The organism is Klebsiella sp. NPDC088457 (genome assembly GCF_044900465.1).
In the GTDB taxonomy this organism is placed as follows: Bacteria; Pseudomonadota; Gammaproteobacteria; order Enterobacterales; family Enterobacteriaceae; genus Klebsiella.
On sequence record NZ_JBJDNH010000038.1, the window covers coordinates 31,263 to 56,480 of the forward strand.

Sequence of the window (25,218 nt, forward strand, 5' to 3'; positions counted from 1 at the left end):
AGTATGTTGTAACGATGTATCCTGCGCCACCCTACTTAAGCGGGGCGGTACGCGAGGTGGCTGTATTGCTACGTGGCGGCAGCGCGAACAGCACCAGCGCCGGAATCAAATAGATAAAGTACACCGCCACTTCACTGATGGTCGGCGTTTCCTGATAACCGAAGATCCCTTCCAGCAGGGTCCCAAAGAGGGTATGCGTCGACAGCACGCCGCTCAGGTCAAAGGCAACGTCCTGGAAGTGGTTCCACAGCCCGGCCTCATGGAATGCGCGAATCGCCCCGGCGGCCAGCCCGGCCGCCACCAGCAGAATGAACAGGCTGGTCCATTTAAAGAACACGGCGAGATTGAGACGAATACCGCCCCAGTACAGCAGAAAACCGAGGACGATGGCCGTCGCCAGACCCAGCATCGCGCCAAGCGGCGGCCAGATGCCAACGTCCTGCTGGAATGCCGCCAGCAGGAAAAACACCGACTCCAGCCCTTCCCGCGCCACGGCGAAAAAGACCATCATCACCAGCGCCCAGCCGTGATGATTGCCGCGTTGCAGCGCGTTATCGACCGCCTGCTCCAGCTGCTGCTTAACGTTGCGGGAAACTTTGCGCATCCAGAATACCATCCACGTCAGGATGCAGACCGCCACCAGCGCCACGATGCCTTCGAACAGCTCCTGTTCGCGCTGGGGAAATTCGCCGGTGGTTTCATTGATAAAGATCCCCAGCCCCAGGCACAGCGCCGCCGCCAGAATCACCCCGATCCACATGACGCCAATCCAGCGGCCACGCTGGGTGCGTTTGAGGTAGCTGGCAATCAGGCTGACGATCAGCGCCGCTTCCAGACCTTCGCGTAACATAATGAGAAATGGAACAAACATGCCGACACCCTTCAATGTGAATCGCAGTCAATGGATGCAAAGATAGGTAAATATTTCTGATAGTGATTATCATTACAATAATGAGAAACACAAGTGAAATGTAGAGAGAATGGTGACGAGTTGTAAATTAATCGCTGCAAAATAATTACTTATGGGATTATCTGCCTGCCGCGTCATTGAGCGGCAGCAACAACGGTTTTTTCGCCGCAGATATTTACCGGACGTAGCGGCTATGGCTAAATAGCGGCCTTATTGACCTTTGAAATGAACAACATGACACAATTCTTGCACTTCCTGCTGGCGCTGGCGGTTATTCTCGGCCTTGCCTGGCTCGCCAGCTATGACCGACAAAAAATCCGTATTCGCTATATTATCCAGTTAATTATTATTGAAATTATCCTGGCATTCTTTTTTCTCCACGCCGAAAGCGGCCTGTGGATAGTTAAAAATATCTCAAACTTTTTCACCTCTTTGCTGGGCTTTGCCGCCGAGGGCAGCAATTTTGTATTTGGCGGCATGAGCGAAAAAGGGCTGGCGTTTATTTTCCTCGGCGTGCTGTGCCCGATTGTGTTTATCTCGGCGCTGATCGGTATTCTCCAGCACTGGCGTATTCTGCCGATTTTTATCCGCGCGATCGGCACCCTGCTGTCCAAAGTTAACGGCATGGGCAAGCTCGAGTCCTTTAACGCCGTCAGCTCGCTGATCCTTGGGCAGTCGGAGAACTTTATCGCTTACAAAGGGGTACTCGGCGACCTCTCCTCTCGCCGTCTGTTCACCATGGCGGCAACCGCTATGTCGACGGTGTCGCTGTCGATTGTCGGCGCCTATATGAGCATGCTCGATGCGAAATATGTGGTGGCGGCGCTAATCCTCAATATGTTCAGTACCTTTATTGTCCTGTCGATTATTAATCCGACGCGCCCGGGTAGCGAAGAAGAGATTAAGCTGGAGAAGCTGCACGAATCACAAAGCTTCTTTGAAATGCTCGGCGAATACATTCTCGCCGGTTTCAAAGTCGCGATGATTATTCTGGCGATGCTGATGGGCTTTATTGCCTTAATCAGCGCCATTAACGCCCTGTTTGCCACGGTATTTGGCCTCAGCTTCCAGCAAATTCTCGGCTATGTCTTTTATCCGCTGGCCTGGCTGATCGGTATTCCGCTGAGCGATGCGCTGAATGCCGGCAGCATTATGGCGACCAAGCTGGTGGCTAATGAATTCGTGGCGATGATCGAGCTGCAAAAAATCGCCGCCGGTATGACCCCGCGCGGGCTGGGTATCCTGTCGGTGTTCCTGGTATCGTTCGCTAACTTCGCCTCAATTGGCATTATTGCCGGAGCGATTAAAGGCCTGAACGAGCAGCAGGGCAATATCGTTTCCCGCTTCGGCCTGCGCCTGGTGTACGGCGCGACGCTGGTCAGCCTGCTTTCCGCCAGCTTTGCCGGGCTGGTGCTGTAAGCGAAACGGCGGGGGAGCCCCGCCATTTTTTCAGAAGTGAACGCAGACCGGCTGGTCAACACGCATCACCGATTCCTGCGCGAAGCGTGATTTGTAGCGATTGCGTAACGCCTCAATGCCCTCTTCGCTGCGGCCGTCTGCGCCATGGATCAGCATCAGCGCTTTGCTTTGCTCGCGGGCAACCGTCCCGTCATTGCCCAGCCACTGCCCGCGGGCGTCAAACACCGTCAACCCCGCGCGAAAGCGCGGCGTCACATCCCGATCGACAAACTGCTGCCACTCCTGAGCGGTAATATCTTTCCCCTCCGGGCGGCTCAGCCCGAAATAGAGGGTAGTCTGAACCATAGCATTTTCCGCCGGGCACGCCGCGGCGGCGGCCGGAACCGGCGCGCTATTTTTTGCCGGCGCCACACAGCCGCCGAGCACGCCTGCCAGCATCAGCGCCAGCGCCCCTTGTCTGAACCTCATTTTGCTATCCTCATTGTTTTTTTGTGCCACGATATCAGCGTATTTTCAGGCAATTAGCAAGAGGGGGAGAAGTTAAGGATCGCTGAGCGGGCCAGTACCTGGCAGTGCCGCTAAGCGAGGATGACTTTTTTCGGTGCTTTGGGCGACCCCACGATAAACCATAAAAAATGCTGGTCACCTTAGGTGACCAGCATGGCGCAGAATATGGGCCTGAAGGAGAAGCGCGGTATTTACTCTGCGGTGACCCGTACCGGCGGAGCCGAGTGATAATGGGCATCCGCTTCGGCGAAACGTTGCTGCATCGCCGCGGACGGCGCTTTACCCAGCAGACTGAAGACCACGATCCCGATGCTGCCGAAGATAAAGCCAGGGATGATTTCGTACAGCCCCAGCCAGCCGAACTGCTTCCAGACAATGACGGTCAGCGCGCCAATCACCATCCCGGCCAGAGCGCCGTTACGCGTCATGCGAGACCACATCACCGAGAACAGGACCACCGGGCCAAACGCGGCGCCAAAGCCCGCCCAGGCATAGCTCACCAGACCCAGGACGCGGTTTTCCGGGTTGGCCGCCAGCGCAATCGCCACCAGCGCCACCACCAGCACCATCATCCGACCGACCCACACCAGCTCTTTCTGGCCGGCGTTTTTACGCAGGAAGGCTTTGTACAGGTCTTCGGTAATCGCGCTTGAACACACCAGCAGCTGGCAGCTCAACGTCGACATCACCGCCGCCAGAATCGCCGACAGCAGGATACCGGCAATCCACGGGTTAAACAGGATTTGTGCCAGTTCGATAAATACGCGTTCTGAGTTCTGGTTGACCGCTCCCGCCAGCGCCGGGTTGTTATTGAACCAGGCGATACCGAAGAAACCGACCGCCACGGCGCCCGCCAGGCAGAGGATCATCCAGGTCATACTGATACGACGCGCATGCACGATGCTATGATGCGAGTCCGCCGCCATAAAGCGCGCCAGGATATGCGGCTGCCCAAAGTAGCCTAACCCCCAGCCCATCAGCGAAATAATCGCCACGAAGTTCAGTCCTTTGAGCATGTCGACGTTTTCAATGCTCTTCTGCTTAATAACCTCCAGCGAATCGCCAAAACCGCCGACGGATATAATGACCATCACCGGCGTCAGGATCAGCGCGAAGATCATCAGGCTGGCCTGAACGGTATCGGTCCAGCTCACCGCGAGGAATCCCCCCACGAAGGTATAAATAATGGTCGCCGCAGCCCCGGCCCACAGAGCAGTTTCATAGCTCATACCAAAAGTGCTTTCAAACAGACGGGCGCCGGCCACAATACCGGAGGCACAATAAATGGTGAAGAACAGCAAAATAACCAGCGCGGAAATAATCCGCAGCACCCGACTGTTATCTTCGAAACGACCGGTGAAATAATCCGGCAGCGTCAGGGCGTTATTATTCGCCTCGGTATGGACGCGCAGACGACCGGCAACCAGTTTCCAGTTAATCCATGCGCCGAGCGTCAGGCCGATGGCGATCCAGCTCTCGGAAATACCGGAGAGAAATATCGCTCCCGGCAATCCCATCAGCAGCCAGCCGCTCATATCAGAGGCCCCGGCGGACAGCGCCGTGACAAATGGCCCCAGGCTCCGCCCGCCAAGAATATAATCATCAAAATTCTTTGTCGATCGCCAGGCAATAAAACCGATCAGTACCATGCCAAAGATATAAATAATAAAAGTCACCAACATGGGGGTGCTAATAGCCATGTAAAATCTCCAGATATTTTTGTCGACAACGTCCTGCTTTGTCATTTTATTCCACTACCGGAACGGGGTAATGGCACAAGGATTGTATTGGGCGACCGTATCCTGACGGAAGCGCTGGCATTTCACAAACGATTTAACACAGCATTTACACTAATTCCCGCCATCACCAAACTTCATTTTGTCATAGGTTGCACTCTCTCACGTTTTTATCGGTTGCACCTGATAAAACTGTTAACTGACGCAGATAAGTACCCTATTGGACAAAGGTTATATTTCGGTGTAACCATCGATTAAATTTAACATTCAGCGCATTTTGCAGCCTGCCGCACAAGTCACGATTAACAAGGTTGCACAAAGTTGCAACATAGTGGATATTTCCACGCAACCGCATAAGAGACCAACGATTGATAACAGGAGTTTTAAGCATGGGCACCACCACCATGGGTGTTAAGCTTGATGACGCGACCCGCGAACGGATTAAATCCGCTGCGAGCCGGATCGACCGCACGCCGCACTGGCTGATTAAACAAGCCATCTTCAACTATCTGGAAAAGCTGGAAAACGACGAGACGCTGCCCGAGCTGCCGGCGCTGCTCTCCGGCGCGGCCAATGAAAGCGATGACGCGGCCAGCCCGGTCGATGAACCGTATCAGCCGTTCCTTGAATTTGCCGAGCAGATCCTGCCGCAGTCGGTGACCCGAGCCGCCATTACCGCCGCTTACCGCCGCGCGGAAACCGACGCCGTGCCGATGCTGCTGGAGCAGGCGCGCCTGCCGCAGCCGCTGGCCGAACAGGCGCATAAGCTGGCTTATCAGCTGGCGGAAAAGCTGCGCAATCAAAAAACCGCCAGCGGCCGCGCGGGGATGGTGCAGAGCCTGCTGCAGGAGTTTTCCCTCTCTTCCCAGGAGGGTGTGGCGCTGATGTGTCTGGCGGAAGCGCTGCTGCGTATTCCGGATAAAGCCACCCGCGATGCCCTGATCCGCGACAAAATCAGCAACGGCAACTGGCAGTCGCATATCGGCCGCAGCCCGTCGCTGTTTGTCAACGCCGCCACCTGGGGCCTGCTGTTTACCGGCAAACTGGTCTCAACCCATAACGAAACCAGCCTGTCGCGCTCGCTGAACCGGATCATCGGCAAAAGCGGCGAGCCGCTGATTCGCAAAGGCGTCGACATGGCGATGCGTTTGATGGGCGAACAGTTCGTCACCGGCGAAACCATCGCCGAAGCGCTGGCAAACGCCCGCAAGCTGGAAGAGAAAGGGTTCCGTTACTCCTACGATATGCTGGGCGAAGCCGCGCTCACCGCCGCCGATGCCCAGGCCTACATGGTCTCCTACCAGCAGGCCATCCACGCGATTGGTAAAGCCTCTAACGGCCGCGGCATCTATGAAGGCCCGGGTATTTCCATCAAGCTTTCCGCTCTCCATCCACGCTACAGCCGCGCGCAGTATGACCGGGTGATGGAAGAACTGTACCCGCGCCTGAAATCGTTAACCCTGCTGGCACGTCAGTACGACATCGGGATCAATATCGACGCCGAAGAGGCGGATCGTCTGGAGATCTCCCTCGATCTGCTGGAGAAGCTGTGCTTTGAGCCCGAGCTGGCCGGCTGGAACGGCATTGGCTTCGTTATTCAGGCCTACCAGAAACGCTGCCCGTTCGTCATTGATTCCCTGATTGACCTCGCCACCCGCAGCCGTCGTCGCCTGATGATCCGTCTGGTTAAAGGCGCCTACTGGGATAGCGAAATCAAACGCGCGCAGATGGACGGACTGGAAGGCTACCCGGTGTATACCCGCAAGGTGTACACCGACGTCTCCTACCTCGCCTGCGCGAAGAAACTGCTGGCGGTGCCGAGCCTGATTTATCCGCAGTTCGCCACTCACAACGCCCACACCCTCGCGGCGATTTACCAGCTCGCCGGGCAAAACTACTATCCGGGTCAGTACGAATTCCAGTGCCTGCATGGCATGGGCGAACCGCTGTATGAGCAGGTGGTGGGTAAAGTAGCCGATGGCAAACTGAACCGCCCATGCCGGATCTACGCGCCGGTGGGCACCCACGAAACGCTGCTGGCGTACCTGGTGCGTCGTCTGCTGGAAAACGGGGCCAACACCTCCTTCGTCAACCGGATTGCCGATACCACGCTGCCGCTGGATGAACTGGTCGCCGACCCGGTCGCCGCGGTGGAAAAACTGGCCCGCCAGGAGGGTCAGGCCGGTCTGCCGCATCCGAAGATTCCGCTGCCGCGCGATCTGTACGGTGCGGGCCGCAGCAACTCCGCGGGTCTGGATCTGGCCAACGAACATCGTCTGGCCTCCCTCTCCTCCTCGTTGCTGAACAGCGCGTTGCATAAATGGCAGGCGCTGCCGGTGCTGGAGCATCCGGTTATCGCAGGTGAGCTGCAGACGGTGGTTAACCCGGCCGAGCCCAAAGATATCGTCGGTCACGTGCGTGAGACCAGCGAGCAAGAAGTCGAGCTGGCGCTGACCAGCGCGGTCAATAATGCCCCGATCTGGTTCGCCACCCCGCCGCAGGAACGTGCCGCGATCCTTGAACGCGCCGCGGTTCTGATGGAAGACCAGACCCAGACGCTGATCGGCATACTGGTGCGTGAGGCCGGTAAAACCTTCAGTAACGCCATCGCCGAAGTGCGCGAAGCGGTCGACTTCCTGCACTACTACGCCGGTCAGGTACGCGACGATTTTGATAATGAGACCCACCGCCCGCTGGGCCCGGTCGTTTGTATCAGCCCGTGGAACTTCCCGCTGGCGATTTTCACCGGCCAGATTGCCGCCGCGTTAGCCGCCGGCAACAGCGTCCTGGCGAAACCCGCCGAACAGACGCCGTTGATCGCCGCTCAGGGGGTGGCGATTCTGCTGGAAGCCGGCGTGCCTCCGGGGGTCATTCAGCTACTGCCAGGCCGCGGGGAAACCGTCGGCGCGGCGCTAACCCGCGACGAACGCGTTCGCGGCGTGATGTTCACCGGTTCGACCGAAGTCGCCACCCTGCTGCAGCGCGCTATCGCCACGCGTCTGGATGCCCAGGGCCGTCCGACGCCGCTGATCGCCGAAACCGGCGGAATGAACGCGATGATCGTCGACTCCTCCGCCCTCACCGAGCAGGTGGTGGTCGACGTGCTGGCCTCGGCGTTCGATAGCGCCGGTCAACGCTGCTCCGCTCTGCGGGTTCTCTGTCTGCAGGAAGAGATCGCCGACCATACCCTGACCATGCTGCGCGGGGCGATGGGCGAATGCCGGATGGGTAACCCAGGCCGTCTGACCACCGATATCGGCCCGGTTATCGATGCGCAAGCGAAGGAGAATATCGAACGACATATCCAGGCGCTCCGCGCCAAAGGCCGCAGCGTCTTCCAGGCCGTACGCGAGAACAGCGACGATGCGCGGGAATGGCAAAGCGGAACCTTCGTCCCGCCGACGCTTATCGAACTCGAGAGCTTCGATGAACTGAAAAAAGAGGTCTTTGGTCCGGTCCTGCACGTGGTGCGCTACAACCGCAACGAACTGGATCAGCTGGTTGAGCAGATCAACGCATCCGGCTACGGCCTGACTCTCGGGGTGCATACCCGCATCGACGAGACCATCGCCCAGGTGACCGGCAGCGCGAAGGTCGGTAACCTGTATGTGAACCGCAATATGGTCGGTGCCGTCGTTGGCGTACAGCCGTTCGGCGGCGAGGGTCTGTCGGGTACCGGACCGAAAGCCGGCGGCCCGCTCTATCTGTACCGTCTGCTCTCCAGCCGCCCGCAAAACGCCGTGGGAACCACGCTCGCCCGCCAGGATGCCGAACGTCCGCTGGACGCGCAGCTGAAAACCCTGCTGGAAAAACCGCTGAATGCCCTGCAGCAGTGGGCGGCGGGTCGTCCGGAACTGCAGGCGCTGTGCCAGCAGTACAGCGAGCAGGCGCAGGCTGGCACCCAGCGTCTGCTGCCTGGCCCGACCGGCGAGCGCAATACCCTGACCTTTATTCCGCGCGACCGCGTCCTGTGCGTGGCGGATAATGAGCAGGATGCGCTGATCCAGCTGGCGGCGGTCACCGCCGTCGGATGTGAAATCCTGTGGCCGGATAATGCCCTGCATCGCGAGCTGGCGAAAAAGCTGCCGCGCGAAGTGAGCGAACGGATCCACTTTGCCAAAGCCGAGACGCTGACCGCGCAGACCTTCGATGCGGTGATCTACCACGGCGATTCCGACCAGCTGCGCGAACTGTGTGAGCAGGCTGCGGCCCGCGATGGCGCGATTGTCTCCGTTCAGGGCTTCGCCCGTGGCGAAACCAACCTGCTGCTGGAACGCCTGTACATTGAACGCTCGCTAAGCGTCAATACCGCGGCCGCCGGCGGTAACGCCAGCCTGATGACCATCGGCTAAAACCCTCCCCGGATAGCGGCGCCCGGCGCCGCCCCCCCGGGAAAGCGGTCGGCGTCAACGTCAGCTAATGACAGCGGATGCAGGCTGTGGTTAATTAGAGCTCCCCCAACGGGAGCTTTTTTTATGGGAGTGGATCAATGAAACGTACTTTACTTGCCCTTACCGCCCTGCTGGTCAGCGGGCCTGCGCTGGCGGACGAATGCGCCAACGCCAGTAATCAGGCGGAGATGAATCAGTGCGCGGCGGCGCAGTATCAGGCGGCGGATAAAAAACTGAATCAGACCTATCAGGAAGCGCTGAAACGCGCCCCGGGCAAACAGCTGGAGCTGCTGAGAAAGGCGCAGCATACGTGGATCGCGCTGCGTGACGCCGACTGCGCCTTCCTCGCTTCCGCCGCCGAAGGCGGAAGCGTCCAGCCGATGCTGATCGCGCAGTGCATGGCGGACAAAACCGTCGAACGGGAGTCGTTCCTCGCCTCGCTGCTGCAGTGCGAAGATGGCGATCAGAGCTGCCCGCTTCCCCCGGCGAATTAACGCACCCGGATCCCTTCAATGATCAGCCGCTGGACGTTCTCCACGGTTTGTTGAAAGAACATCTCATCGCGTAGCGTCGCGCCGGTGACCGCCTCGATCTGCGTGGCGAAATCGGCGTAATGCTGGGTGGTCGCCCAGATCATAAAGATCAGATGCTGAGGGTCGACCGGCGCCAGCTTGCCGCTGTCGATCCAGCCGGAGACAATCGCCGACTTTTCATCCACCAGCGCTTTCAAATCGCCGGTCAGTTCGCCCATCAGCAGCGGCGCCCCCTGCAGCATTTCCAGGCAGAACAGCTTCGATGCCTGCGGATAATCGCGAGACACCTCCAGCTTCAAACGAATATACTCGCGGATAGCCACCAGCGGGCTGATATCTTCGCGAAAGGCCCGCAGCGGCGCCAGCCAGATAGTTAGGATCTGCTGCAGCACGGCAATATACAGCGCCTCTTTCGACGGGTAGTAATAGAGCAAATTCGTTTTCGATACCCCGGCCAGCTCCGCAACCTGTTCAAGACGCGTGCCGTGGATACCAAATTGCGAAAAAGCATCCAGCGCAGCGGCCAGGATAGCCTCTTTTTTTGCGCTCACCGCCTGCGAACGTTTTCCGGTTTTTTTCACGGCGCCCTGTGCCATACCTCATCTCCTTCTTTCGACGCCATCAGCATAGCAAAAGCCCAACGCCGACACGACCTTATGCACCCCAATTGCGCATGACTGCCGTTTTTTCGTGCACTCTTTTTGACCATCCAGTCCACTTTTTTCACCACCATACTCAGCAACCAACACGCAACACATTAATAACATTGATTTTTGTAAAACTGGCATCCCCTTTGCTTTATCTTTCCTGCGAGGTGACCCAGGGAGATGCAGGATGCAACGCCGCGCGCCTTCTTCAACGACTGCAGAGAGGTACGTATGAAAATTGGTGTCTTCGTTCCGATTGGTAATAACGGCTGGCTGATTTCCACCCATGCCCCGCAGTACATGCCGACGTTTGAGCTGAATAAAGCCATCGTCCAGAAAGCCGAGCACTACCATTTTGATTTCGCCCTGTCGATGATCAAACTGCGCGGCTTCGGCGGAAAAACCGAATTCTGGGAGCATAACCTCGAATCCTTCACCCTGATGGCCGGTCTGGCGGCGGTGACGTCACGGATCCAGATCTATGCCACCGCCGCGACGCTCACCCTACCGCCGGCGATTGTCGCCCGGATGGCCTCGACCATTGACTCCATCTCCGGCGGCCGCTTCGGCGTCAATCTGGTGACCGGCTGGCAAAAACCGGAATATGAGCAGATGGGCATCTGGCCCGGCGATGACTACTTCGCCCGCCGCTACGACTATCTCACCGAATATGTCCAGGTACTGCGCGACCTGTGGGGCACCGGGCATAGCGACTTTAAAGGCGACTACTTCACCATGAACGACTGCCGCGTCAGCCCGCAGCCGTCACAACCGATGAAGGTGATCTGCGCCGGGCAAAGCGACGCGGGTATGGCCTTCTCCGCGCAGTACGCCGATTACAACTTCTGCTTCGGTAAAGGGGTCAATACCCCGACCGCCTTTGCCCCCACCGCCGCGCGGATGATGCAGGCGGCGGAAAAAACCGGCCGCGACGTCGGGTCGTACGTGCTGTTTATGGTGATTGCCGACGAAACCGACGAGGCCGCTCGCGCCAAATGGGAGCACTACAAGGCGGGAGCCGATGACGAAGCGCTGGCGTGGCTCACCGAGCAAAGTCAGAAAGACACCCGCTCCGGCAGCGACACCAACGTCCGCCAGATGGCCGATCCGACCTCGGCGGTCAATATCAACATGGGAACGCTGGTGGGCTCCTACGCCAGCGTCGCCCGTATGCTCGACGACGTCGCCTCCGTCCCCGGCACCGACGGCGTCCTGCTGACGTTTGACGATTTCCTGATCGGCATTGAAGCCTTCGGCCAGCGTATTCAACCGCTGATGCGCTGCCGCGACCATATTGCCACCGTTACCCGCGAGGTTGCCTGATGATTACCCTGTCCGCCCGTCCGGAATCCCTGAGCTTCCCGGCGCAAAATAGCGCGCTGATCGTTGTTGATATGCAAAACGCCTACGCCAGCCAGGGGGGATATCTCGATCTCGCCGGGTTTGATGTCTCCGCCACCCGGCCGGTTATCGACAATATTAATACCGCCGTCGCCGCCGCCCGCGCCGCCGGCATGCTGATTATCTGGTTCCAGAACGGCTGGGACGATCAATATAGGGAAGCCGGCGGCCCGGGCTCGCCGAACTACCACAAATCCAACGCCCTGAAGACCATGCGCCAGCGCCCTGAACTACAGGGTAAGCTGCTGGCCAAGGGCGGCTGGGACTATCAGCTGGTCGATGAACTGCAGCCGCAGCCCGGCGACGTGGTGCTGCCGAAACCGCGCTACAGCGGCTTTTTCAACACCCCGCTGGACAGCATTTTACGCAGCCGCGGCATCCGTCACCTGGTCTTTACCGGGATCGCCACCAACGTCTGCGTGGAATCGACCCTGCGCGACGGCTTCTTCCTCGAATACTTCGGCGTCGTGCTGGAAGACGCCACCCATCAGGCCGGACCGGCCTTCGCCCAGCAGGCCGCGCTATTCAACATTGAGACCTTCTTTGGCTGGGTCAGCGACGTCGCCAGCTTCTGCGAGGCGCTCCAGCCTGCCGCTCCACTCCCTTTCAGCGAGGAGAAACGTTATGCCTAAACAGGTGATTATTCCGCCCGGCACCACCACGCCGATTGCCCCTTTCGTCCCTGGCACGCTGGCCGATGGGGTGGTGTATGTCTCCGGCACCCTGCCGTTTGACAAGCAAAATAACGTGGTCCACATCGGCGACCCAAAGGCGCAAACCCGCCACGTTCTCGACACGATCAAAACGGTGATCGAAACGGCGGGTGGCAGTCTGGAGGATGTGACCTTCAACAGCATTTTTATCACCGACTGGAAAAACTACGCCGCGATTAACGAAGTCTATGCCGAATTTTTCCCCGGTGATAAACCGGCGCGCTTCTGCATTCAGTGCGGGCTGGTCAAGCCGGAGGCGCTGGTGGAGATAGCGACGGTCGCCCACATCGGGAAGCCGACGCCATGAAGCTGAATATCTCCCCCGCCCCCTATGATGGCGCGCCGGTGGTGGTGATGAGCGCCGGCTTAGGCGGTGCGGGCAGCTACTGGCTACCGCAGCGCGCGGCGCTGGCGGAACAGTATCAGCTGGTGACCTACGACCACAACGGCACCGGTGAGAATGCCGGCCCGCTGCCCGCCGGCTATAGCATGGCGACCATGGCCCAGGAGCTGTGGCGCGCGCTGCAGGAGGCCGGCATCTCGCGCTTTGCGCTGGTCGGCCATGCGCTGGGGGCGCTTATTGGCTTACAGCTGGCGCTGGATCGGCCGCAGGCGGTCAGCGCGCTGGTGCTGGTCAACGGCTGGCTGACCCTTTCGCCGCACACCCGCCGCTGCTTCCAGGTGCGCGAGCGCCTGCTGCATGCCGGCGGCGCCCAGGCGTGGGTCGAAGCGCAGCCTTTATTCCTCTACCCGGCGGAATGGATGGCCGCGCGGATGCCGCGGCTGGAGGCGGAAGATGCTCTCGCCCTCAGCCACTTTCAGGGCAAGGAGAATCTGCTGAAGCGGCTGCAGGCGTTGAAGCAGGCCGATTTTTCCCGCCAGGCTTGTGCGGTGACCTGCCCGACGCTGATTATCAGCGCCCATGACGATCTGCTGGTGCCCGCCTCCTGCTCGCGCACCTTACAGGAGGCGATAGCGGGCAGTCAGCGGGTGGAGATGACCTGGGGCGGTCATGCCTGCAACGTCACCGATGCCGGAACCTTCAACGCTATTTTATGCGACGGCCTGGCCACTCTGCTGTCCCCACATAAGGAAAATCTATGAGCGAAAGCATTAGCCAAAGCGCGCGTGACACCCTGTTCAATCACGCCCGGACCCATAACGGCTGGCTGGATAAACCGGTCGCCGAAAGCCTGCTGCATGAAGTTTATGACCTGATGAAAATGGGGCCGACCTCCGCCAACTGTTGCCCCGCGCGCGTGCTCTTTGTCCGCACGCCGGAGGGCAAGGAGAAACTGCGCCCGGCGCTCTCCAGCGGCAACCTTGAAAAAAACCTGAGCGCGCCGGTGACCGCCATCCTCGCCTGGGATCGCGTCTTCTACGATCGTCTGCCGGAGCTGTTCCCCCACGGCGACGCCCGCAGCTGGTTCACCTCCAGCCCACAGCTGGCGGAAGAGACCGCCTTTCGCAACAGCTCTCTGCAGGCGGCGTATCTCATTTTCGCCTGCCGCGCCCTTGGCCTGGATACCGGCCCGATGTCAGGATTTGACCGCGATAAAGTCGATGCGGCGTTCTTTGCCGACAGCGGCTGGAAAAGCAACCTGTTGATTAATATTGGTTATGGCGACGCAGCCAAACTGTATGGCCGCCTGCCGCGCCTGTCCTTTGATGATGCCTGCCAGCTGGCGTAAGGAGATCCCATGTCCGTAGCGGATAAACAGAGTTTTCGTGACGCCATGGCCCAGGTCGGCGCGGCGGTCAACGTGATTACCACCGATGGCCCGGCGGGCCGCGCCGGGTTTACCGCCAGCGCGGTCTGTAGCGTCACCGATACCCCGCCGACGCTGCTGGTCTGTCTGAACCGCTCCGCCTCGGTATGGCCGACCTTCAGCCAGCATCAGGCGCTGTGCGTCAATACTCTGGCGGCGGGGCAGGAGTCCTTATCGAATCTTTTTGGCGGCAAGACGCCGATGGCGGAACGGTTTGCCGCCGCCGAATGGCAAACCGGTCTCACCGGCTGCCCGCGGCTCTCCGATGCGCTGGTCAGCTTCGACTGCCGCATCAGCCAGATAGTCAGCGTCGGCACCCACGACATTTTGTTCTGTGAAGTCGCCGCCGTCGTCAGACATCCGGAGCCGCGCGGACTGATGTGGTTCGACCGCGGCTACCACACGCTTCTGCGTCCAGCCTGTTAACCTCAAACCCGGGATATCATCATGGCACTTTTCGATTTTCCTCGCTGGCAGTTGACCTCCCCCTCCGCCGCATCCGGCGTGGTGGCCCCCGATGAACGTCTCTCCCTCGGGCAGACTATGGTGATGGGCGTGCAGCACGCGGTGGCGATGTTTGGCGCCACCGTCCTGATGCCGATCCTGATGGGGTTGGATCCCAATCTGTCGATTTTAATGTCCGGCATCGGCACGCTGCTGTTTTTCCTGGTGACCGGCGGGCGGGTGCCAAGCTATCTCGGCTCCAGCGCCGCCTTCGTCGGGGTGGTGATCGCCATTACCGGGTTTAACGGCCAGGGGCTGAACCCGCACCTCAGCGTCGCTCTCGGCGGAATTATCGCCTGCGGTCTGGTATACACCCTGATTGGCGTCGTGGTGATGAAAGTCGGCACCCGCTGGATTGAACGCCTGATGCCGCCGGTCGTGACCGGGGCGGTGGTGATGGCCATTGGCCTGAATCTGGCGCCGATTGCCGTGCGCAGCGTCTCGGCAACCGCCTTTGACGGCTGGATGGCGGTACTGACGGTGCTGTGTATCGGCCTGGTGGCGGTCTTTACCCGCGGGATGATCCAGCGGCTGCTGATTCTCGTCGGCCTGATTGTTGCCTGCGTGCTGTATGCGCTGCTGGCCAACGTCTTCGGGTTAGGGAAACCGCTGGATTTCACCTTACTGGAACAGGCCGCCTGGTTCGGACTGCCGCAATTCACCACGCCGACGTTCAGTAGCCAGGCGGTCATGTTGATTGCGCCGGTGGCGGTGATTCTGGTGGCCGAAAACCTCGGGCATTTGAAAGCGGTGGCCGGGATGACCGGGCGCAATATGGACCCGTATATGGGGCGGGCGTTTGTCGGCGACGGGCTGGCGACGATGCTTTCCGGCACGGTCGGCGGCAGCGGCGTGACCACCTACGCGGAAAATATCGGCGTGATGGCGGTGACCAAAGTCTACTCCACGCTGGTCTTCGTTGCCGCGGCGCTTATTGCCGTTCTGCTCGGGTTTTCGCCGAAGTTTGGCGCGCTGATCCACACCATTCCCGGGCCGGTTATCGGCGGGGCATCGATCGTAGTCTTCGGTTTGATTGCCGTCGCGGGCGCGCGCATCTGGCTGCAGAACCGGGTGGATCTGAGCCACAACAGCCATCTGATTATGGTGGCCGTGACGCTGGTGTTAGGCGCCGGGGATTTCGCCCTGTCGATCGGCGGCTTCACCCTTGGCGGCATCGGGACGGCCACCTTTGGCGCGATCTTACTGCACGCGCTGCTCAACCGCCGTGCCGCGCTGGCGGAACAGTCCAACGCCACCGTCTGAGCCACCTTTTCGCCGGTTGCGCCGCACGCGGCCGGGGAAGAAAAAACCGCCGGCGGATGCCGGCGGCGAGGTGGATGTGGCTGGCGCCCGGGAGATTAAAACCACATCACAGACAGTCCGCGTATCCGTCAGCTGTGGCGGTTACCGTGACTGTTTTTGCCCCCTTTTTTGCCAGCTTCCGAGGCGCGCTGAGGATCGTTTTTGAAGTTCCCCCCGCTATGCTGACCACCTTTACGACCTGCTTCTGATGCTCTTTCACGATCCTCGGCAAAGTTGCCGGAACCGCCACGATGGTTTGCCATCACTGACCTCCACTTGGTTAGACATCATCTTGCATTACGCGCAGTACGAGGCCGCCATTATGCGGCCGATGGCCTGGCCATTTTCGTCGCGCGTGCTTTTAAGCGTAGTGAATGAAACCCGTTCGCCAGGTAAATAGTAACATTCTGCAATAAATTGCCACGTCAAAGGGAGCTTGCTGCGCCAGCGTCGCGCTAACCGTTTCTTATGCCTGACGAAAAGCGCGGCGCCGAAGATGTATCTTTTTGCTACAAACGTGTTGTTTGCAATTTTGTTATAAATCAAATAAATGATTGTTAGATTTGCACTCTTAGCCAGAGGCCTTATCTTTAAAGATAGTCAGTCGTTTGGCTGGCCTATAACGCAACCGAGGAGTGATGCAAATGGCTAAAATTCTGGTGCTTTATTATTCAATGTATGGACACATCGAAACCATGGCTCATGCCGTCGCCGAAGGGGCGAACAAAGTCGACGGCGTTGAGGTGGTCGTGAAGCGCGTGCCGGAAACTATGCAGGCTGAGGCTTTTGCCAAAGCAGGCGGGAAAACGCAAAATGCGCCCGTCGCCACGCCACAGGAACTGGCAGAGTATGACGCCATCATCTTTGGTACCCCGACCCGTTTCGGCAATATGTCCGGACAGATGCGCACCTTTCTCGACCAGACCGGCGGTCTGTGGGCCTCCGGCGCGCTGTACGGCAAACTTGCCAGCGTATTCAGCTCCACCGGTACCGGCGGTGGACAAGAGCAGACCATTACCTCAACCTGGACTACGCTTGCCCATCATGGGATGGTGATTGTTCCCATTGGCTACGGCGCGCAGGAGCTCTTTGATGTGTCGACGGTTCGCGGCGGCACGCCGTATGGCGCGACCACTATCGCCGGAGGCGACGGTTCCCGCCAGCCAAGTCAGGAAGAGCTGGCGATTGCCCGTTATCAGGGTGAACATGTCGCAGGCCTGGCAGTTAAACTACACGGCTAACCTTCAGCAGGAGGATTTGCATGCCAACTCAAGAAGCGAAAGCCCATCACGTGGGTGAATGGGCAAGTTTACGAAACACTTCTCCAGAGATCGCCGAAGCGATTTTCGAATTAGCCGAATATGATGAAAAGCTCGCGGAGAAAATTTGGGAAGAAGGCAGCGATGAGGTCCTGCCCCTGGCCTTCGCGAAAACGGATAAAGATTCCCTTTTCTGGGGTGAGCAGACTATCGAGCGTAAAAACGTCTGACTCGTCGTGCCCGGTATGCCTACCGGGCAGACCTGAACAATAAGCGGGCGGGCCGCCATGGCCCGCCCACTTTTTATTTCGCCGCGTCGTTCATCACCTTCTTAAATGTCTCCATCGGGCAGAAACCGTTCGCATCCACCGGGCAACCGTTGAGCGCCAGGGTCACTTTCTGCGGCGGCGACTGTAGCGTCAGGGCCTCGGCGTTGCGCAGCTGCGCGGTGCTTTGATAAACATATTCAATCTTCATCAGCTCACGATTCGCGCCGCTGTCATGCCAGCGCTGGAAGACGATTTTGCCACCGATTGGCGTACGCTCGTTCTGCGCATGAAGCTGATAGGGTTTGAAATCCAGCGCCGTCAGCAGCGAGGCAATATTCGAGTCATGGCCGACCAGCAGCGTCACCTTCGCCGTTTGTGCCGCATCGCCGACCAACGCGTTGCCGATATACTTCACCAGCGGCTTAGCGACGTTGCGCGCCACTTCCGTTGAGGTAAACAGGCTATCCTGATAACCGTTTTTCAGCTTCGACAGCACCTGCCACTGCTTGTCGGTTTTAATTTCCCCCCACGCCACCTGGTCCTGCGGGAACCCTTCGTAATACTGCAGGGTGAAAGCATCGACCAGCGAGTTGCCGACCTTCAGCGGCCCGGAGACGCCCGGCTCCTGCTGATATTTGGCGCTGAAGGTGTCTTTTCCGTCGCTCAGCGAGCACTGCTGCTTCTCCTTACAGGAAGGCGAATTGCGATAGTCGGTCATCTCTTCGAGCAGCTTGTAGCTGTCGGTAAGCGGCATTTTTTGCCGCTCTTTTTCCATCGCCTGCACGGCTGTTTCGCTGAAGGCCGCGGAATCATCGGTAATCACCGGGTTAAACGTCGGGTCCATCGTGCCCATCTGCGGCTGATGATGCACCGTCACGCCGCAGCCCGGGAAGGCGCCGGTAATAAAGAACTGCGCGGTGGCCACCGTGCGTTGCAGGCTGTTGGCATAAGCGTAAACCGCGTTTTCCGGCGGGCACTCTCCGCTGGTGACCAGCCCCTGTTGCGCCAGCCATTCACGCATATAGTGCCCCATGTAAACTTCCAGCACCCCACCTTTGGTGGTTAACTGACCGCCGGGAACATCCCACTCTGGCCATGATTTCGGCGTTGACTGCTCCAGCACGCTGCCGTTATTCGCCAGCGGCGCGCGCAGGTTGTGGCGGCTCATGATCAGCACCTGCTGCAGCTGATAGCCCTGCGGTGCCGCTTGTTCCTGTGCCTGGACCGCTGCGGATACCAGTACGGCGCCTGCGACAATGCCAGCGAGTAGACTCTTTCTCATCCCTTAACCCTCAGTCAGTGATTATCATCGCCTTTATTGTGACAAATTTATGACATTTTTCCGGGTAATAGCTCGCAAACTGAGGTGACGACAGAAACTTTTCCCTGTCCGGCAAAATAGTTTTATAATAAAACCATTGAAGCTACAGGAGTCATCGTGAAACGTACCCGTCTGGAAAACAGCTGCTGCCCTATCGCCCGCTCCCTTGATGTTATCGGCGACTGGTGGTCATTACTGATCGTCCGCGACGCCCTGCGTGGAACCCGGCGCTTCAGTGAATTCCAGAAAAACCTCGGCATCGCCAAAAATATGCTCGCCGGGCGGCTGAAAATGCTGGTGGAAGAAGAGATTCTGACGCTCCAGCCCGCCTCTGACGGCAGCGCCTGGCAGGAATACGTGCTCACTGAAAAAGGGCGCGGCCTGCAAACCGTGCTGGTGGCGCTCGGTCAATGGGCCGATGAGTATCTGTTTACTGCCGATGAGCCCGCTACGGTGCTGATCGATACCCTCTCGCGCCAGCCGCTGCGCAAACTGGTGCTGCAGGCCGCCGATGGCCGCGCGCTCCGCCCCGATGAGATCACCGCCCGACTGCCAACAACAGATTGATTTAAATAATTATTCAATTCTGATCTGCTGATATAACAAAAAAATTTCGCGCCATTGGTTGCATTATTAAACCAATTATCTCATGCTGAATTTGGTTTAATAATGCAACCATATTAATTGAGGCTTCACCATGACTACGCACTCCCCAACCGCTTTAATTACCGGCGCCTCTTCCGGCATCGGCGCTGTCTATGCCGGGCGCCTCGCCGCCCGGGGTTACAACCTGATCCTGGTCGCCCGGCGTGAACTACGCCTGCAGGCCCTCGCGGACCAACTGCAAAGCCAGTATGGCATTCAGGCCAGCGTGCTGAAGGCTGACCTGAGTGAAGAAAGCGGTATTCGCGCCGTTGAACAACGCCTGCAGTCGGACCCGACGATTGCGTTATTTATCAATAACGCCGGAACCGCGAAAATGGGCGGATTTCTTGCCTCCGACGTGAGCGAACACCAGACCATTCATACCCTGAACACCACCGCCCTGCTGCGTCTGAGCTATGCGGCGCTGGCCGCCTTCAGCCCGCGCCGTCAGGGGACGCTGATCAATATCGCCTCGATTCTCGCGCTCCATACCCTGCCCGGCAGCGCCGTTTATAGCGCCAGCAAAGCGTGGGTTCTCAGCTTTACCCGCGGACTGCAGGAGGAGTTTGCCGACAGCGGCCTGCGTATCCAGGTCGTTCTCCCGGCGGCGACGGCGACGGACCTGTGGCCGACCTCCGGCGTCGCCCTTGACGCGCTGCCTGCCGGCTCGGTGATGACGACGGAAGATCTGGTGGACGCCGCGCTCAGCGGCCTGGATCAGGGGGAAAACGTCACTTTACCGCCGGTCCACGAGCTGGCGCTGTGGGAGAACTTCGACCAGGCGCGGCTGGCGCTGTTTAGCACCGCGCGCACCGGGCAGCCTGCGCCGCGCTATCGCTCATCGTAACGTTTGAGCGGATGAGCACGCCGCAGTAGCTGGCAAAAGCCCGATATCTGGCATCTGATGAATCCAGCGATGTCGAGGGTAGCGAGCTGCGGGTTGATGGCGGTACGGCAAACCTGTAGCCGATGGCGGCGGTTACTCCGGTAGCGGGACCGCCGTCAACGTGCAGATGGCTTCATGTTCACCGCCACGGCGATCGACCATCACCACTTTGTCACCGGCTTTTTTGCCTTCACAGGGTTTCAGCACCTGATCCATGATCCGTTCGCGGGTTTGCTGACGTTCTGACTCCGCCAGGGTGGTAAAGGAGGCCAGGATGAGGGTCAGCCCAATCAGGCTGACGACATGTTTATTACGCATTCATTATTCTCAGACAATTCGTACTCACGTGGAGAGTAACAGCCTGGAGGCCGCGCGTCTGTAAAATCACTTAACGGAGTGTTACCCCGCCCGACAAAACAACAGGTTTACCTGGCGCGTTTGTTAGGTTTTACCGATGGAAGAGTCATATTTCAGACATATCCCGATGCTATCTTAGCCGCGTATTTATAGAGTGCATCGTTTTCAACCAGGGCCCAGGATTGTGTATGTCCGGTATTATTCTCCTTCTCGCTGCGGTCATTTTGCTGGGGGTTGCGCTTTACAGTTTGGTGTCATACGTCAAGGAGCGTCGCGCCAGCCAGCTGCCTTTTCACAAGAAGAAAAAATAATCTCCGCTCTGCTATAGAGACGCTATAGCGACAAAAGAAAAGCAGGCATGTTGCCTGCTTTTCTTTATTCAGTGACCACCTGCGCTACGACTCCCAGGCCTGCTCCGCTTTTCTACCATCAAACTGCGGCGGAGGCTGACGGAAACGTCGGGTCAGCCAGGTCAGGTACAGCAGGCCGACGGCCGCCCACACCAGACCCAGCGTCAACGACGTCACTTCCAGATTCACCCACAGCACCGCCACCGTCGCCGCGCCAATCAGCGGCAGAATCAGGTAGTGCACGCGATCTTTCCCCGTTTTGTTATAGCCTTTACGCCGCCAGAAGTGGTTGAACACCGACAGATTAACGAAGGTAAAGGCCACCAGCGCACCGAAGTTAATCAGCGCCGTCGCGGTCACCAGGTCAAAGAACAGCGCCGACAACGCCACAGCGCCGACCATCAACACATTGAGGGCCGGGGTACGCCATTTTGGGTGCACATAGCCAAAAATACGCTCCGGGAAGACGTTATCGCGCCCCATCACATACAGCAGACGGGAAACGCTGGCATGCGAAGCCAGACCCGACGCCAGGGTATTCACAAAGGTGGTGCAGAGGAAGATCGACTGGAACAGTTTCCCGCCAACGTACAGCGCAATTTCCGGCAGCGCGGCATCGGGATCTTTAAAGCGGCTGATATCCGGAAAGAAGAGCTGCATAAAGAAAGAGGCGACGATAAAGATAATCCCGCCGTATACCGCGGTCAGAAAGATCGCTTTCGGGATAGTGCGCGCGGCGTCCGGGGTTTCTTCCGACAGCGTAGTCACCGCGTCAAAGCCGAGGAACGAGAAACAGACGATTGTCGCCCCGGTAATGATCGGGATCAGATGGGCGTTCTGGCTGATAAACGGTTGCAGCGACCAGACGGTCCCGACCCCTTCACCTTTATGCAGCCCTTGCACCACCAGGAAGATAAACACCACCATGATCGCAATCTGTACCAGCACGAACAGAGTGTTAAAGTTCGCCACCAGGTTGACGCTTTTGAGGTTCGCCGCCGTCAGAATCGCGACAAAGCCCACCACCCACATCCACGGCGGCACTTCCGGGAACAGCGCGGACAGATAGATCTTCGCCAGTAAGACGTTGATCATCGGCAAAAAGAGATAATCCAGCAGCGATGACCAGCCCACCATAAAACCCACGTGCGGGCCGATCGACTTCTGCGCGTAGGTATACGCCGACCCCGCTTCCGGGAACTGACGCACCAGCTTACCGTAGCTGATGGCGGTAAACAGCACGCCAGCCAGCGCCAGAAGATAGGAGGCCGGTACGTGACCGTTACTGATTCCCGACACAATCCCAAAGGTATCAAACACCGACATCGGGGTGAGATAGGCTAGCCCCATCACCACCACCTGCCACAGTTTGAGCGACTTGCGCAGACGCGGCTTGCCATCTGCGGATGACATCACAGAATCGGAATTAGCAGCCATGAACGTGTCCCCCCATGCCAACGAGGGTTTGTGGGCGCAATGACCGGGTAACAAACCTGCTTAGCAAGGGGGTAAAACGGGGACCATCGGCTAAAACGTACCGGCGAGCGGCGGTGGATTTGCATTCATTACGGCATTCATTACGGCCTTCATGGCCCCCTTCTCCCTGCGGGTATTTGAACATCTGCATCATCTCATTTCCTCGTCACACACTGTGTCGTTAACTGAAGCCCCGTTGCCGCCTGCGCTCCTTTACGCGACATCCGGGAAATGGCTGGGCTGCCAGCAAAACGTTCGACCAGGCTCCGCTCAGGCCGTATGATGCTACCTGTCGATCAAACCTGTCGGCCCCTTGCGGGGCGCCGATCAGGCGTTTTTCAACATCCAATCAATTTCTGTTTCGGTGATAAGTCGTTCAAACTGCAGTAATTCGTCGTGCTTACAGGCGTGGTAAACGTGACAGAAACGTTCACCCAGGCGCTCGCGCAGGCTAGTGTTTTGCATAAATTCCCACAGCGCATCGCTTTGCCGAATCGGGAAAGGCAACCCTTCCTGTTCGAGGCCATTTCCCTCCACTTCTTCCTGAAGCGGCAACGTGTTGTCCAGTCCGTGCAGGATCCCGGCGAAGATGGCCGCCATCACCAGGTATGGATTGGCATCCGCCCCCGCCACGCGGTACTCGACGCGATGATTATTGCGATCGCCGCAGGGAATACGCAGCGCCACCGTCCGGTTATTGTGTCCCCACGAGGCCTGAGTCGGAACATACATTCCCGGCTGGAAGCGACGCCAGGAGTTAACGTTTGGCGCCAGCAGCGCCATCGACGCCGGCATCAGGTCAATCATCCCGGCCAGCGCGCGTTTCAGCAGCGCTGAATCTTCGCCATCGTCATCCGCCAGCACGTTTTCACCCTTATTGTTTTGCATGCTGATATGGATGTGCATCCCGCTACCCGCATGCTCTTCATAAGGCTTCGCCATAAAAGTGGCGTGCATCTTATGCTTCTCCGCCACTAAACGCACGAGGCGTTTTAACGCCAGCGCATCATCGCAAGCCTCCAGCACGTTATCGGTGTGGTACAGGTTGATTTCAAACTGACCGGGCGACGCTTCGGCGACCGCGCCGTCGGCCGGGATCAGCTGCAGCTGGGCCAGCTCATCAATATCGTTCAGCACGTCGGCGAAGTGGTTGAGGTTGTCAACGGAGTAGACCTGGCTTTGGGTGTTGCGATCGCCGGTCCCCGGTGCGCAAGGCGGCTGCAGGTAGCCTTCGGCATCGCGTTTCCGATCGAGTAAATAGAACTCCAGCTCTACCGCTACCACGGGGAACAATCCGCGCTGGCGCAACTGCTGCCAGAGGCGGTTCAGTACGTTCCGCGGCTCAACGTCAAAGGGAGCGCCATCTTCATCAACCATCGTCAGTAGCAGCTGGCCGATAGACTCTGGATCGGCAGCGGAAGGGGTTAAGGTTCCCGGCACCGGTAAGCAGGTACAATCCGGCTCGCCCATGTCCTGACCCAGGCCCGCCTCTTCCACCACATTGCCGAGAATATCCATGGCAAAAACCGACGCCGGGAAGTAGCAGCCCTTCTCCAGCTTGCTCAGGCTGGAGACCGGAATACGTTTGCCGCGGAAACAGCCGTTCAGATCGGTCAATAACACGTCGACATACTGTGTATTCGGATAGCGTTCAAGGTAGCGTTTCACTTCGTGCGCAAATGCGCTGCCCCGTCTCTCTTCTGACTGCTGAACAAAATTCTCAACTTCTACGATATTGGTTTCCATCATTCACCGCCGTTGTGTTGGTTTCGGACTCAGGCTCTCTTGCCGTTAAATATAATGTCCACCTTTCGAATGTGTATGCAAATAAATTGTTTGTCAAATGTTAAATTAAGTTTGCAAACGGCTATTTGCGCTGCTAGATTGAGAAAATATTGAACGATATGGCCATTTGATACCCTAAATGGTCATAATTTAGTCCACTTTGTGAGGGCGATCATGGAAAATATAATGTACAAGCCAGTTATTGGCGTCGTGATGTGCAGGAACAGGCTGAAGGGTCACCAGACCCAGACCCTGCAAGAAAAGTACCTGAATGCCATTATTAACGCCGGAGGGTTGCCGATTGCCCTGCCGCACGCGCTGGCGGAGCCAGAACTGCTTGCCGCGCTGTTACCGAAACTGGACGGAATTTATCTGCCAGGCAGCCCCAGCAATGTGCAGCCGCACCTTTATGGTGAAAACGGCGATGAGCCTGACGCCGATCCCGGGCGTGATCTTCTGAGCATGGCATTGATTAATGCCGCACTCGAAAGGCGCATCCCCATTTTCGCCATCTGCCGTGGGTTACAGGAACTGGTTGTCGCCACCGGCGGGACTCTGTATCGTCGTCTTTTCGAGCAGCCGCAGCTCCTCGAACACCGCGAAGATCCTGAACTGCCGGTAGAACAGCAATATGCGCCTTCTCACGAAGTGCAGGTTCAGGAAGGAGGATTACTTTCTCAGTTAATACCGGGCTGCAACACGTTTTGGGTAAACTCGCTACATGGGCAGGGAGCAAAAACGGTAGGCTCGCGTCTGCGCGTCGAAGCCCGCTCTTCAGACGGTCTGGCAGAGGCGGTCAGCGTCAATGACCATCCGTTCGCGCTGGGTGTGCAGTGGCACCCGGAATGGAACAGTAGCGAATACGCCCTGTCGCGTTTGTTGTTTGAAGGTTTTATCACCGCCTGTCAGAAGCACATTGCTGAAAAGCAGCGGCTCTGACCATTACAGTTAAGGAAATGCAAATATGAGCGATGACGGACTGGCGCCAGGAAAACGTCTGTCAGCGATCCGCCAACAGCTGGGTCTCTCACAACGTCG

25 protein-coding genes and 1 pseudogene are annotated in these 25,218 nt (G+C 58.2%); 17 read left to right on the forward strand and 9 right to left on the reverse strand.

The features are described 5' to 3' along the window. Nucleotides 1–31 precede the first annotated feature (31 nt). Nucleotides 32–871 (reverse strand): iron uptake transporter permease EfeU, encoded by an 840-nt coding sequence (gene efeU / locus ACI2JR_RS21095; protein WP_132727086.1) that lies wholly within the window; start codon nt 869–871, stop codon nt 32–34. 273 nt (nt 872–1,144) lie between these two features. On the opposite strand from efeU, the gene ACI2JR_RS21100 reads away from it, so the two are divergent. Beyond that, on the forward strand, nt 1,145–2,329 hold the full coding sequence (locus ACI2JR_RS21100; RefSeq protein WP_132727088.1) for a NupC/NupG family nucleoside CNT transporter: 1,185 nt from the start codon (nt 1,145–1,147) through the stop codon (nt 2,327–2,329). Between the two features lie 30 nt (nt 2,330–2,359). Here the strand turns inward: ACI2JR_RS21100 and ACI2JR_RS21105 are convergent, their stop codons facing one another. Next, nucleotides 2,360–2,797 carry a DUF3574 domain-containing protein gene (locus tag ACI2JR_RS21105; RefSeq protein ID WP_462479398.1) on the reverse strand — a complete coding sequence of 146 codons (438 nt, stop codon included), beginning with the start codon at nt 2,795–2,797 and terminating at the stop codon, nt 2,360–2,362. A gap of 230 nt (nt 2,798–3,027) precedes the next feature. Continuing rightward, nucleotides 3,028–4,536, reverse strand: coding sequence for a sodium/proline symporter PutP (gene putP, locus ACI2JR_RS21110; protein WP_132727093.1), 1,509 nt, complete (start codon nt 4,534–4,536; stop codon nt 3,028–3,030). A 425-nt stretch (nt 4,537–4,961) separates the two neighbouring features. On the opposite strand from putP, the gene putA reads away from it, so the two are divergent. Both putA and ACI2JR_RS21120 read left to right on the forward strand, forming a co-directional pair. Beyond that, on the forward strand, nt 4,962–8,924 hold the full coding sequence (gene putA / locus ACI2JR_RS21115; protein WP_462479399.1) for a trifunctional transcriptional regulator/proline dehydrogenase/L-glutamate gamma-semialdehyde dehydrogenase: 3,963 nt from the start codon (nt 4,962–4,964) through the stop codon (nt 8,922–8,924). 137 nt (nt 8,925–9,061) lie between these two features. Beyond that, nucleotides 9,062–9,457 carry a lysozyme inhibitor LprI family protein gene (locus ACI2JR_RS21120; protein WP_462479400.1) on the forward strand — a complete coding sequence of 132 codons (396 nt, stop codon included), beginning with the start codon at nt 9,062–9,064 and terminating at the stop codon, nt 9,455–9,457. On the opposite strand, the gene rutR is transcribed toward ACI2JR_RS21120, so the two are convergent. Then, nucleotides 9,454–10,092: an HTH-type transcriptional regulator RutR gene (rutR, locus tag ACI2JR_RS21125; protein ID WP_462479401.1), complete on the reverse strand. Its 639-nt coding sequence runs from the start codon at nt 10,090–10,092 to the stop codon at nt 9,454–9,456. The genes ACI2JR_RS21120 and rutR overlap by 4 nt on opposite strands. Before the next feature lie 282 nt (nt 10,093–10,374). Between rutR and rutA the strand changes: the two genes are divergently transcribed. From rutA to rutG, 7 genes are read left to right on the forward strand one after another with little or no spacing between them, the layout of a single operon-like run. After that, nucleotides 10,375–11,466: a pyrimidine utilization protein A gene (rutA, locus tag ACI2JR_RS21130; RefSeq protein WP_132727103.1), complete on the forward strand. Its 1,092-nt coding sequence runs from the start codon at nt 10,375–10,377 to the stop codon at nt 11,464–11,466. After that, a complete protein-coding gene (gene rutB / locus ACI2JR_RS21135; RefSeq protein WP_132727106.1) occupies nt 11,466–12,176 on the forward strand; it encodes a pyrimidine utilization protein B in 711 nt (236 codons plus the stop codon). The genes rutA and rutB overlap by 1 nt, the downstream gene beginning before the upstream one ends. Further along, nucleotides 12,169–12,564: a pyrimidine utilization protein C gene (gene rutC, locus ACI2JR_RS21140; protein ID WP_132727108.1), complete on the forward strand. Its 396-nt coding sequence runs from the start codon at nt 12,169–12,171 to the stop codon at nt 12,562–12,564. Before rutB ends, rutC begins: the two co-directional genes overlap by 8 nt. Beyond that, nucleotides 12,561–13,361 carry a pyrimidine utilization protein D gene (gene rutD, locus ACI2JR_RS21145; protein WP_462479402.1) on the forward strand — a complete coding sequence of 267 codons (801 nt, stop codon included), beginning with the start codon at nt 12,561–12,563 and terminating at the stop codon, nt 13,359–13,361. Before rutC ends, rutD begins: the two co-directional genes overlap by 4 nt. Then, complete coding sequence (locus tag ACI2JR_RS21150; RefSeq protein ID WP_462479403.1) at nt 13,358–13,948, forward strand: malonic semialdehyde reductase; 591 nt, start codon at nt 13,358–13,360, stop codon at nt 13,946–13,948. Before rutD ends, ACI2JR_RS21150 begins: the two co-directional genes overlap by 4 nt. 9 nt (nt 13,949–13,957) lie before the next feature. Then, nucleotides 13,958–14,452 (forward strand): NADH-dependent FMN reductase RutF, encoded by a 495-nt coding sequence (rutF, locus tag ACI2JR_RS21155; RefSeq protein ID WP_462479404.1) that lies wholly within the window; start codon nt 13,958–13,960, stop codon nt 14,450–14,452. Nucleotides 14,453–14,473: 21 nt separating this feature from the next. Beyond that, entirely contained in the window at nt 14,474–15,793 is a 1,320-nt protein-coding gene (gene rutG, locus ACI2JR_RS21160; protein ID WP_462479405.1) for a pyrimidine utilization transport protein G, read from the forward strand. A 128-nt stretch (nt 15,794–15,921) separates the two neighbouring features. Here the strand turns inward: rutG and ACI2JR_RS21165 are convergent, their stop codons facing one another. Further along, nucleotides 15,922–16,095, reverse strand: coding sequence for a con-10 family general stress protein (locus tag ACI2JR_RS21165; protein ID WP_004860412.1), 174 nt, complete (start codon nt 16,093–16,095; stop codon nt 15,922–15,924). Nucleotides 16,096–16,476: 381 nt separating this feature from the next. On the opposite strand from ACI2JR_RS21165, the gene wrbA reads away from it, so the two are divergent. Together wrbA and ACI2JR_RS21175 are read left to right on the forward strand one after the other, a co-directional pair. Beyond that, complete coding sequence (gene wrbA / locus ACI2JR_RS21170) at nt 16,477–17,073, forward strand: NAD(P)H:quinone oxidoreductase (RefSeq protein ID WP_100685730.1); 597 nt, start codon at nt 16,477–16,479, stop codon at nt 17,071–17,073. A gap of 20 nt (nt 17,074–17,093) precedes the next feature. Further along, nucleotides 17,094–17,321, forward strand: coding sequence for a YccJ family protein (locus tag ACI2JR_RS21175; RefSeq protein WP_132727120.1), 228 nt, complete (start codon nt 17,094–17,096; stop codon nt 17,319–17,321). A gap of 73 nt (nt 17,322–17,394) precedes the next feature. Here ACI2JR_RS21175 and agp read toward each other — a convergent pair whose 3' ends face one another. Beyond that, nucleotides 17,395–18,642 (reverse strand): bifunctional glucose-1-phosphatase/inositol phosphatase, encoded by a 1,248-nt coding sequence (gene agp, locus ACI2JR_RS21180; RefSeq protein WP_462479406.1) that lies wholly within the window; start codon nt 18,640–18,642, stop codon nt 17,395–17,397. Between the two features lie 156 nt (nt 18,643–18,798). On the opposite strand from agp, the gene ACI2JR_RS21185 reads away from it, so the two are divergent. Together ACI2JR_RS21185 and ACI2JR_RS21190 are read left to right on the forward strand one after the other, a co-directional pair. Continuing rightward, nucleotides 18,799–19,248 (forward strand): winged helix-turn-helix transcriptional regulator, encoded by a 450-nt coding sequence (locus ACI2JR_RS21185; protein WP_132727125.1) that lies wholly within the window; start codon nt 18,799–18,801, stop codon nt 19,246–19,248. A gap of 130 nt (nt 19,249–19,378) precedes the next feature. Next, nucleotides 19,379–20,173 (forward strand): SDR family NAD(P)-dependent oxidoreductase, encoded by a 795-nt coding sequence (locus ACI2JR_RS21190; RefSeq protein WP_462479407.1) that lies wholly within the window; start codon nt 19,379–19,381, stop codon nt 20,171–20,173. A 132-nt stretch (nt 20,174–20,305) separates the two neighbouring features. Here ACI2JR_RS21190 and ACI2JR_RS21195 read toward each other — a convergent pair whose 3' ends face one another. Continuing rightward, nucleotides 20,306–20,530 (reverse strand): hypothetical protein, encoded by a 225-nt coding sequence (locus tag ACI2JR_RS21195; RefSeq protein ID WP_132727131.1) that lies wholly within the window; start codon nt 20,528–20,530, stop codon nt 20,306–20,308. A gap of 227 nt (nt 20,531–20,757) precedes the next feature. Between ACI2JR_RS21195 and ACI2JR_RS21200 the strand changes: the two genes are divergently transcribed. Beyond that, nucleotides 20,758–20,880 (forward strand): small membrane protein, encoded by a 123-nt coding sequence (locus ACI2JR_RS21200; protein ID WP_095096195.1) that lies wholly within the window; start codon nt 20,758–20,760, stop codon nt 20,878–20,880. A gap of 84 nt (nt 20,881–20,964) precedes the next feature. Here the strand turns inward: ACI2JR_RS21200 and ACI2JR_RS21205 are convergent, their stop codons facing one another. Both ACI2JR_RS21205 and ACI2JR_RS21210 read right to left on the reverse strand, forming a co-directional pair. Then, nucleotides 20,965–22,356 (reverse strand): APC family permease, encoded by a 1,392-nt coding sequence (locus ACI2JR_RS21205; RefSeq protein WP_132727134.1) that lies wholly within the window; start codon nt 22,354–22,356, stop codon nt 20,965–20,967. A 366-nt stretch (nt 22,357–22,722) separates the two neighbouring features. Further along, a complete protein-coding gene (locus tag ACI2JR_RS21210; protein ID WP_462479409.1) occupies nt 22,723–24,141 on the reverse strand; it encodes a glutamine synthetase family protein in 1,419 nt (472 codons plus the stop codon). Between the two features lie 225 nt (nt 24,142–24,366). On the opposite strand from ACI2JR_RS21210, the gene puuD reads away from it, so the two are divergent. Together puuD and ACI2JR_RS21220 are read left to right on the forward strand one after the other, a co-directional pair. After that, on the forward strand, nt 24,367–25,119 hold the full coding sequence (puuD, locus tag ACI2JR_RS21215) for a gamma-glutamyl-gamma-aminobutyrate hydrolase (protein ID WP_207896607.1): 753 nt from the start codon (nt 24,367–24,369) through the stop codon (nt 25,117–25,119). Between the two features lie 25 nt (nt 25,120–25,144). Beyond that, nucleotides 25,145–25,218 (forward strand): annotated as a pseudogene (locus ACI2JR_RS21220) (transcriptional regulator); the annotation flags it as partial.

What these genes read in the sequence shown, in the direction of transcription:
- efeU (WP_132727086.1), bottom strand. Translation starts at nt 871, where the DNA reads ATGTTTGTTCCATTTCTCATTATGTTACGCGAAGGTCTGGAAGCGGCG.
- ACI2JR_RS21100 (WP_132727088.1), top strand. Translation starts at nt 1,145, where the DNA reads ATGACACAATTCTTGCACTTCCTGCTGGCGCTGGCGGTTATTCTCGGC.
- ACI2JR_RS21105 (WP_462479398.1), bottom strand. Translation starts at nt 2,797, where the DNA reads ATGAGGTTCAGACAAGGGGCGCTGGCGCTGATGCTGGCAGGCGTGCTC.
- putP (WP_132727093.1), bottom strand. Translation starts at nt 4,536, where the DNA reads ATGGCTATTAGCACCCCCATGTTGGTGACTTTTATTATTTATATCTTT.
- putA (WP_462479399.1), top strand. Translation starts at nt 4,962, where the DNA reads ATGGGCACCACCACCATGGGTGTTAAGCTTGATGACGCGACCCGCGAA.
- ACI2JR_RS21120 (WP_462479400.1), top strand. Translation starts at nt 9,062, where the DNA reads ATGAAACGTACTTTACTTGCCCTTACCGCCCTGCTGGTCAGCGGGCCT.
- rutR (WP_462479401.1), bottom strand. Translation starts at nt 10,092, where the DNA reads ATGGCACAGGGCGCCGTGAAAAAAACCGGAAAACGTTCGCAGGCGGTG.
- rutA (WP_132727103.1), top strand. Translation starts at nt 10,375, where the DNA reads ATGAAAATTGGTGTCTTCGTTCCGATTGGTAATAACGGCTGGCTGATT.
- rutB (WP_132727106.1), top strand. Translation starts at nt 11,466, where the DNA reads ATGATTACCCTGTCCGCCCGTCCGGAATCCCTGAGCTTCCCGGCGCAA.
- rutC (WP_132727108.1), top strand. Translation starts at nt 12,169, where the DNA reads ATGCCTAAACAGGTGATTATTCCGCCCGGCACCACCACGCCGATTGCC.
- rutD (WP_462479402.1), top strand. Translation starts at nt 12,561, where the DNA reads ATGAAGCTGAATATCTCCCCCGCCCCCTATGATGGCGCGCCGGTGGTG.
- ACI2JR_RS21150 (WP_462479403.1), top strand. Translation starts at nt 13,358, where the DNA reads ATGAGCGAAAGCATTAGCCAAAGCGCGCGTGACACCCTGTTCAATCAC.
- rutF (WP_462479404.1), top strand. Translation starts at nt 13,958, where the DNA reads ATGTCCGTAGCGGATAAACAGAGTTTTCGTGACGCCATGGCCCAGGTC.
- rutG (WP_462479405.1), top strand. Translation starts at nt 14,474, where the DNA reads ATGGCACTTTTCGATTTTCCTCGCTGGCAGTTGACCTCCCCCTCCGCC.
- ACI2JR_RS21165 (WP_004860412.1), bottom strand. Translation starts at nt 16,095, where the DNA reads ATGGCAAACCATCGTGGCGGTTCCGGCAACTTTGCCGAGGATCGTGAA.
- wrbA (WP_100685730.1), top strand. Translation starts at nt 16,477, where the DNA reads ATGGCTAAAATTCTGGTGCTTTATTATTCAATGTATGGACACATCGAA.
- ACI2JR_RS21175 (WP_132727120.1), top strand. Translation starts at nt 17,094, where the DNA reads ATGCCAACTCAAGAAGCGAAAGCCCATCACGTGGGTGAATGGGCAAGT.
- agp (WP_462479406.1), bottom strand. Translation starts at nt 18,642, where the DNA reads ATGAGAAAGAGTCTACTCGCTGGCATTGTCGCAGGCGCCGTACTGGTA.
- ACI2JR_RS21190 (WP_462479407.1), top strand. Translation starts at nt 19,379, where the DNA reads ATGACTACGCACTCCCCAACCGCTTTAATTACCGGCGCCTCTTCCGGC.
- ACI2JR_RS21195 (WP_132727131.1), bottom strand. Translation starts at nt 20,530, where the DNA reads ATGCGTAATAAACATGTCGTCAGCCTGATTGGGCTGACCCTCATCCTG.
- ACI2JR_RS21200 (WP_095096195.1), top strand. Translation starts at nt 20,758, where the DNA reads ATGTCCGGTATTATTCTCCTTCTCGCTGCGGTCATTTTGCTGGGGGTT.
- ACI2JR_RS21205 (WP_132727134.1), bottom strand. Translation starts at nt 22,356, where the DNA reads ATGGCTGCTAATTCCGATTCTGTGATGTCATCCGCAGATGGCAAGCCG.
- ACI2JR_RS21210 (WP_462479409.1), bottom strand. Translation starts at nt 24,141, where the DNA reads ATGGAAACCAATATCGTAGAAGTTGAGAATTTTGTTCAGCAGTCAGAA.
- puuD (WP_207896607.1), top strand. Translation starts at nt 24,367, where the DNA reads ATGTACAAGCCAGTTATTGGCGTCGTGATGTGCAGGAACAGGCTGAAG.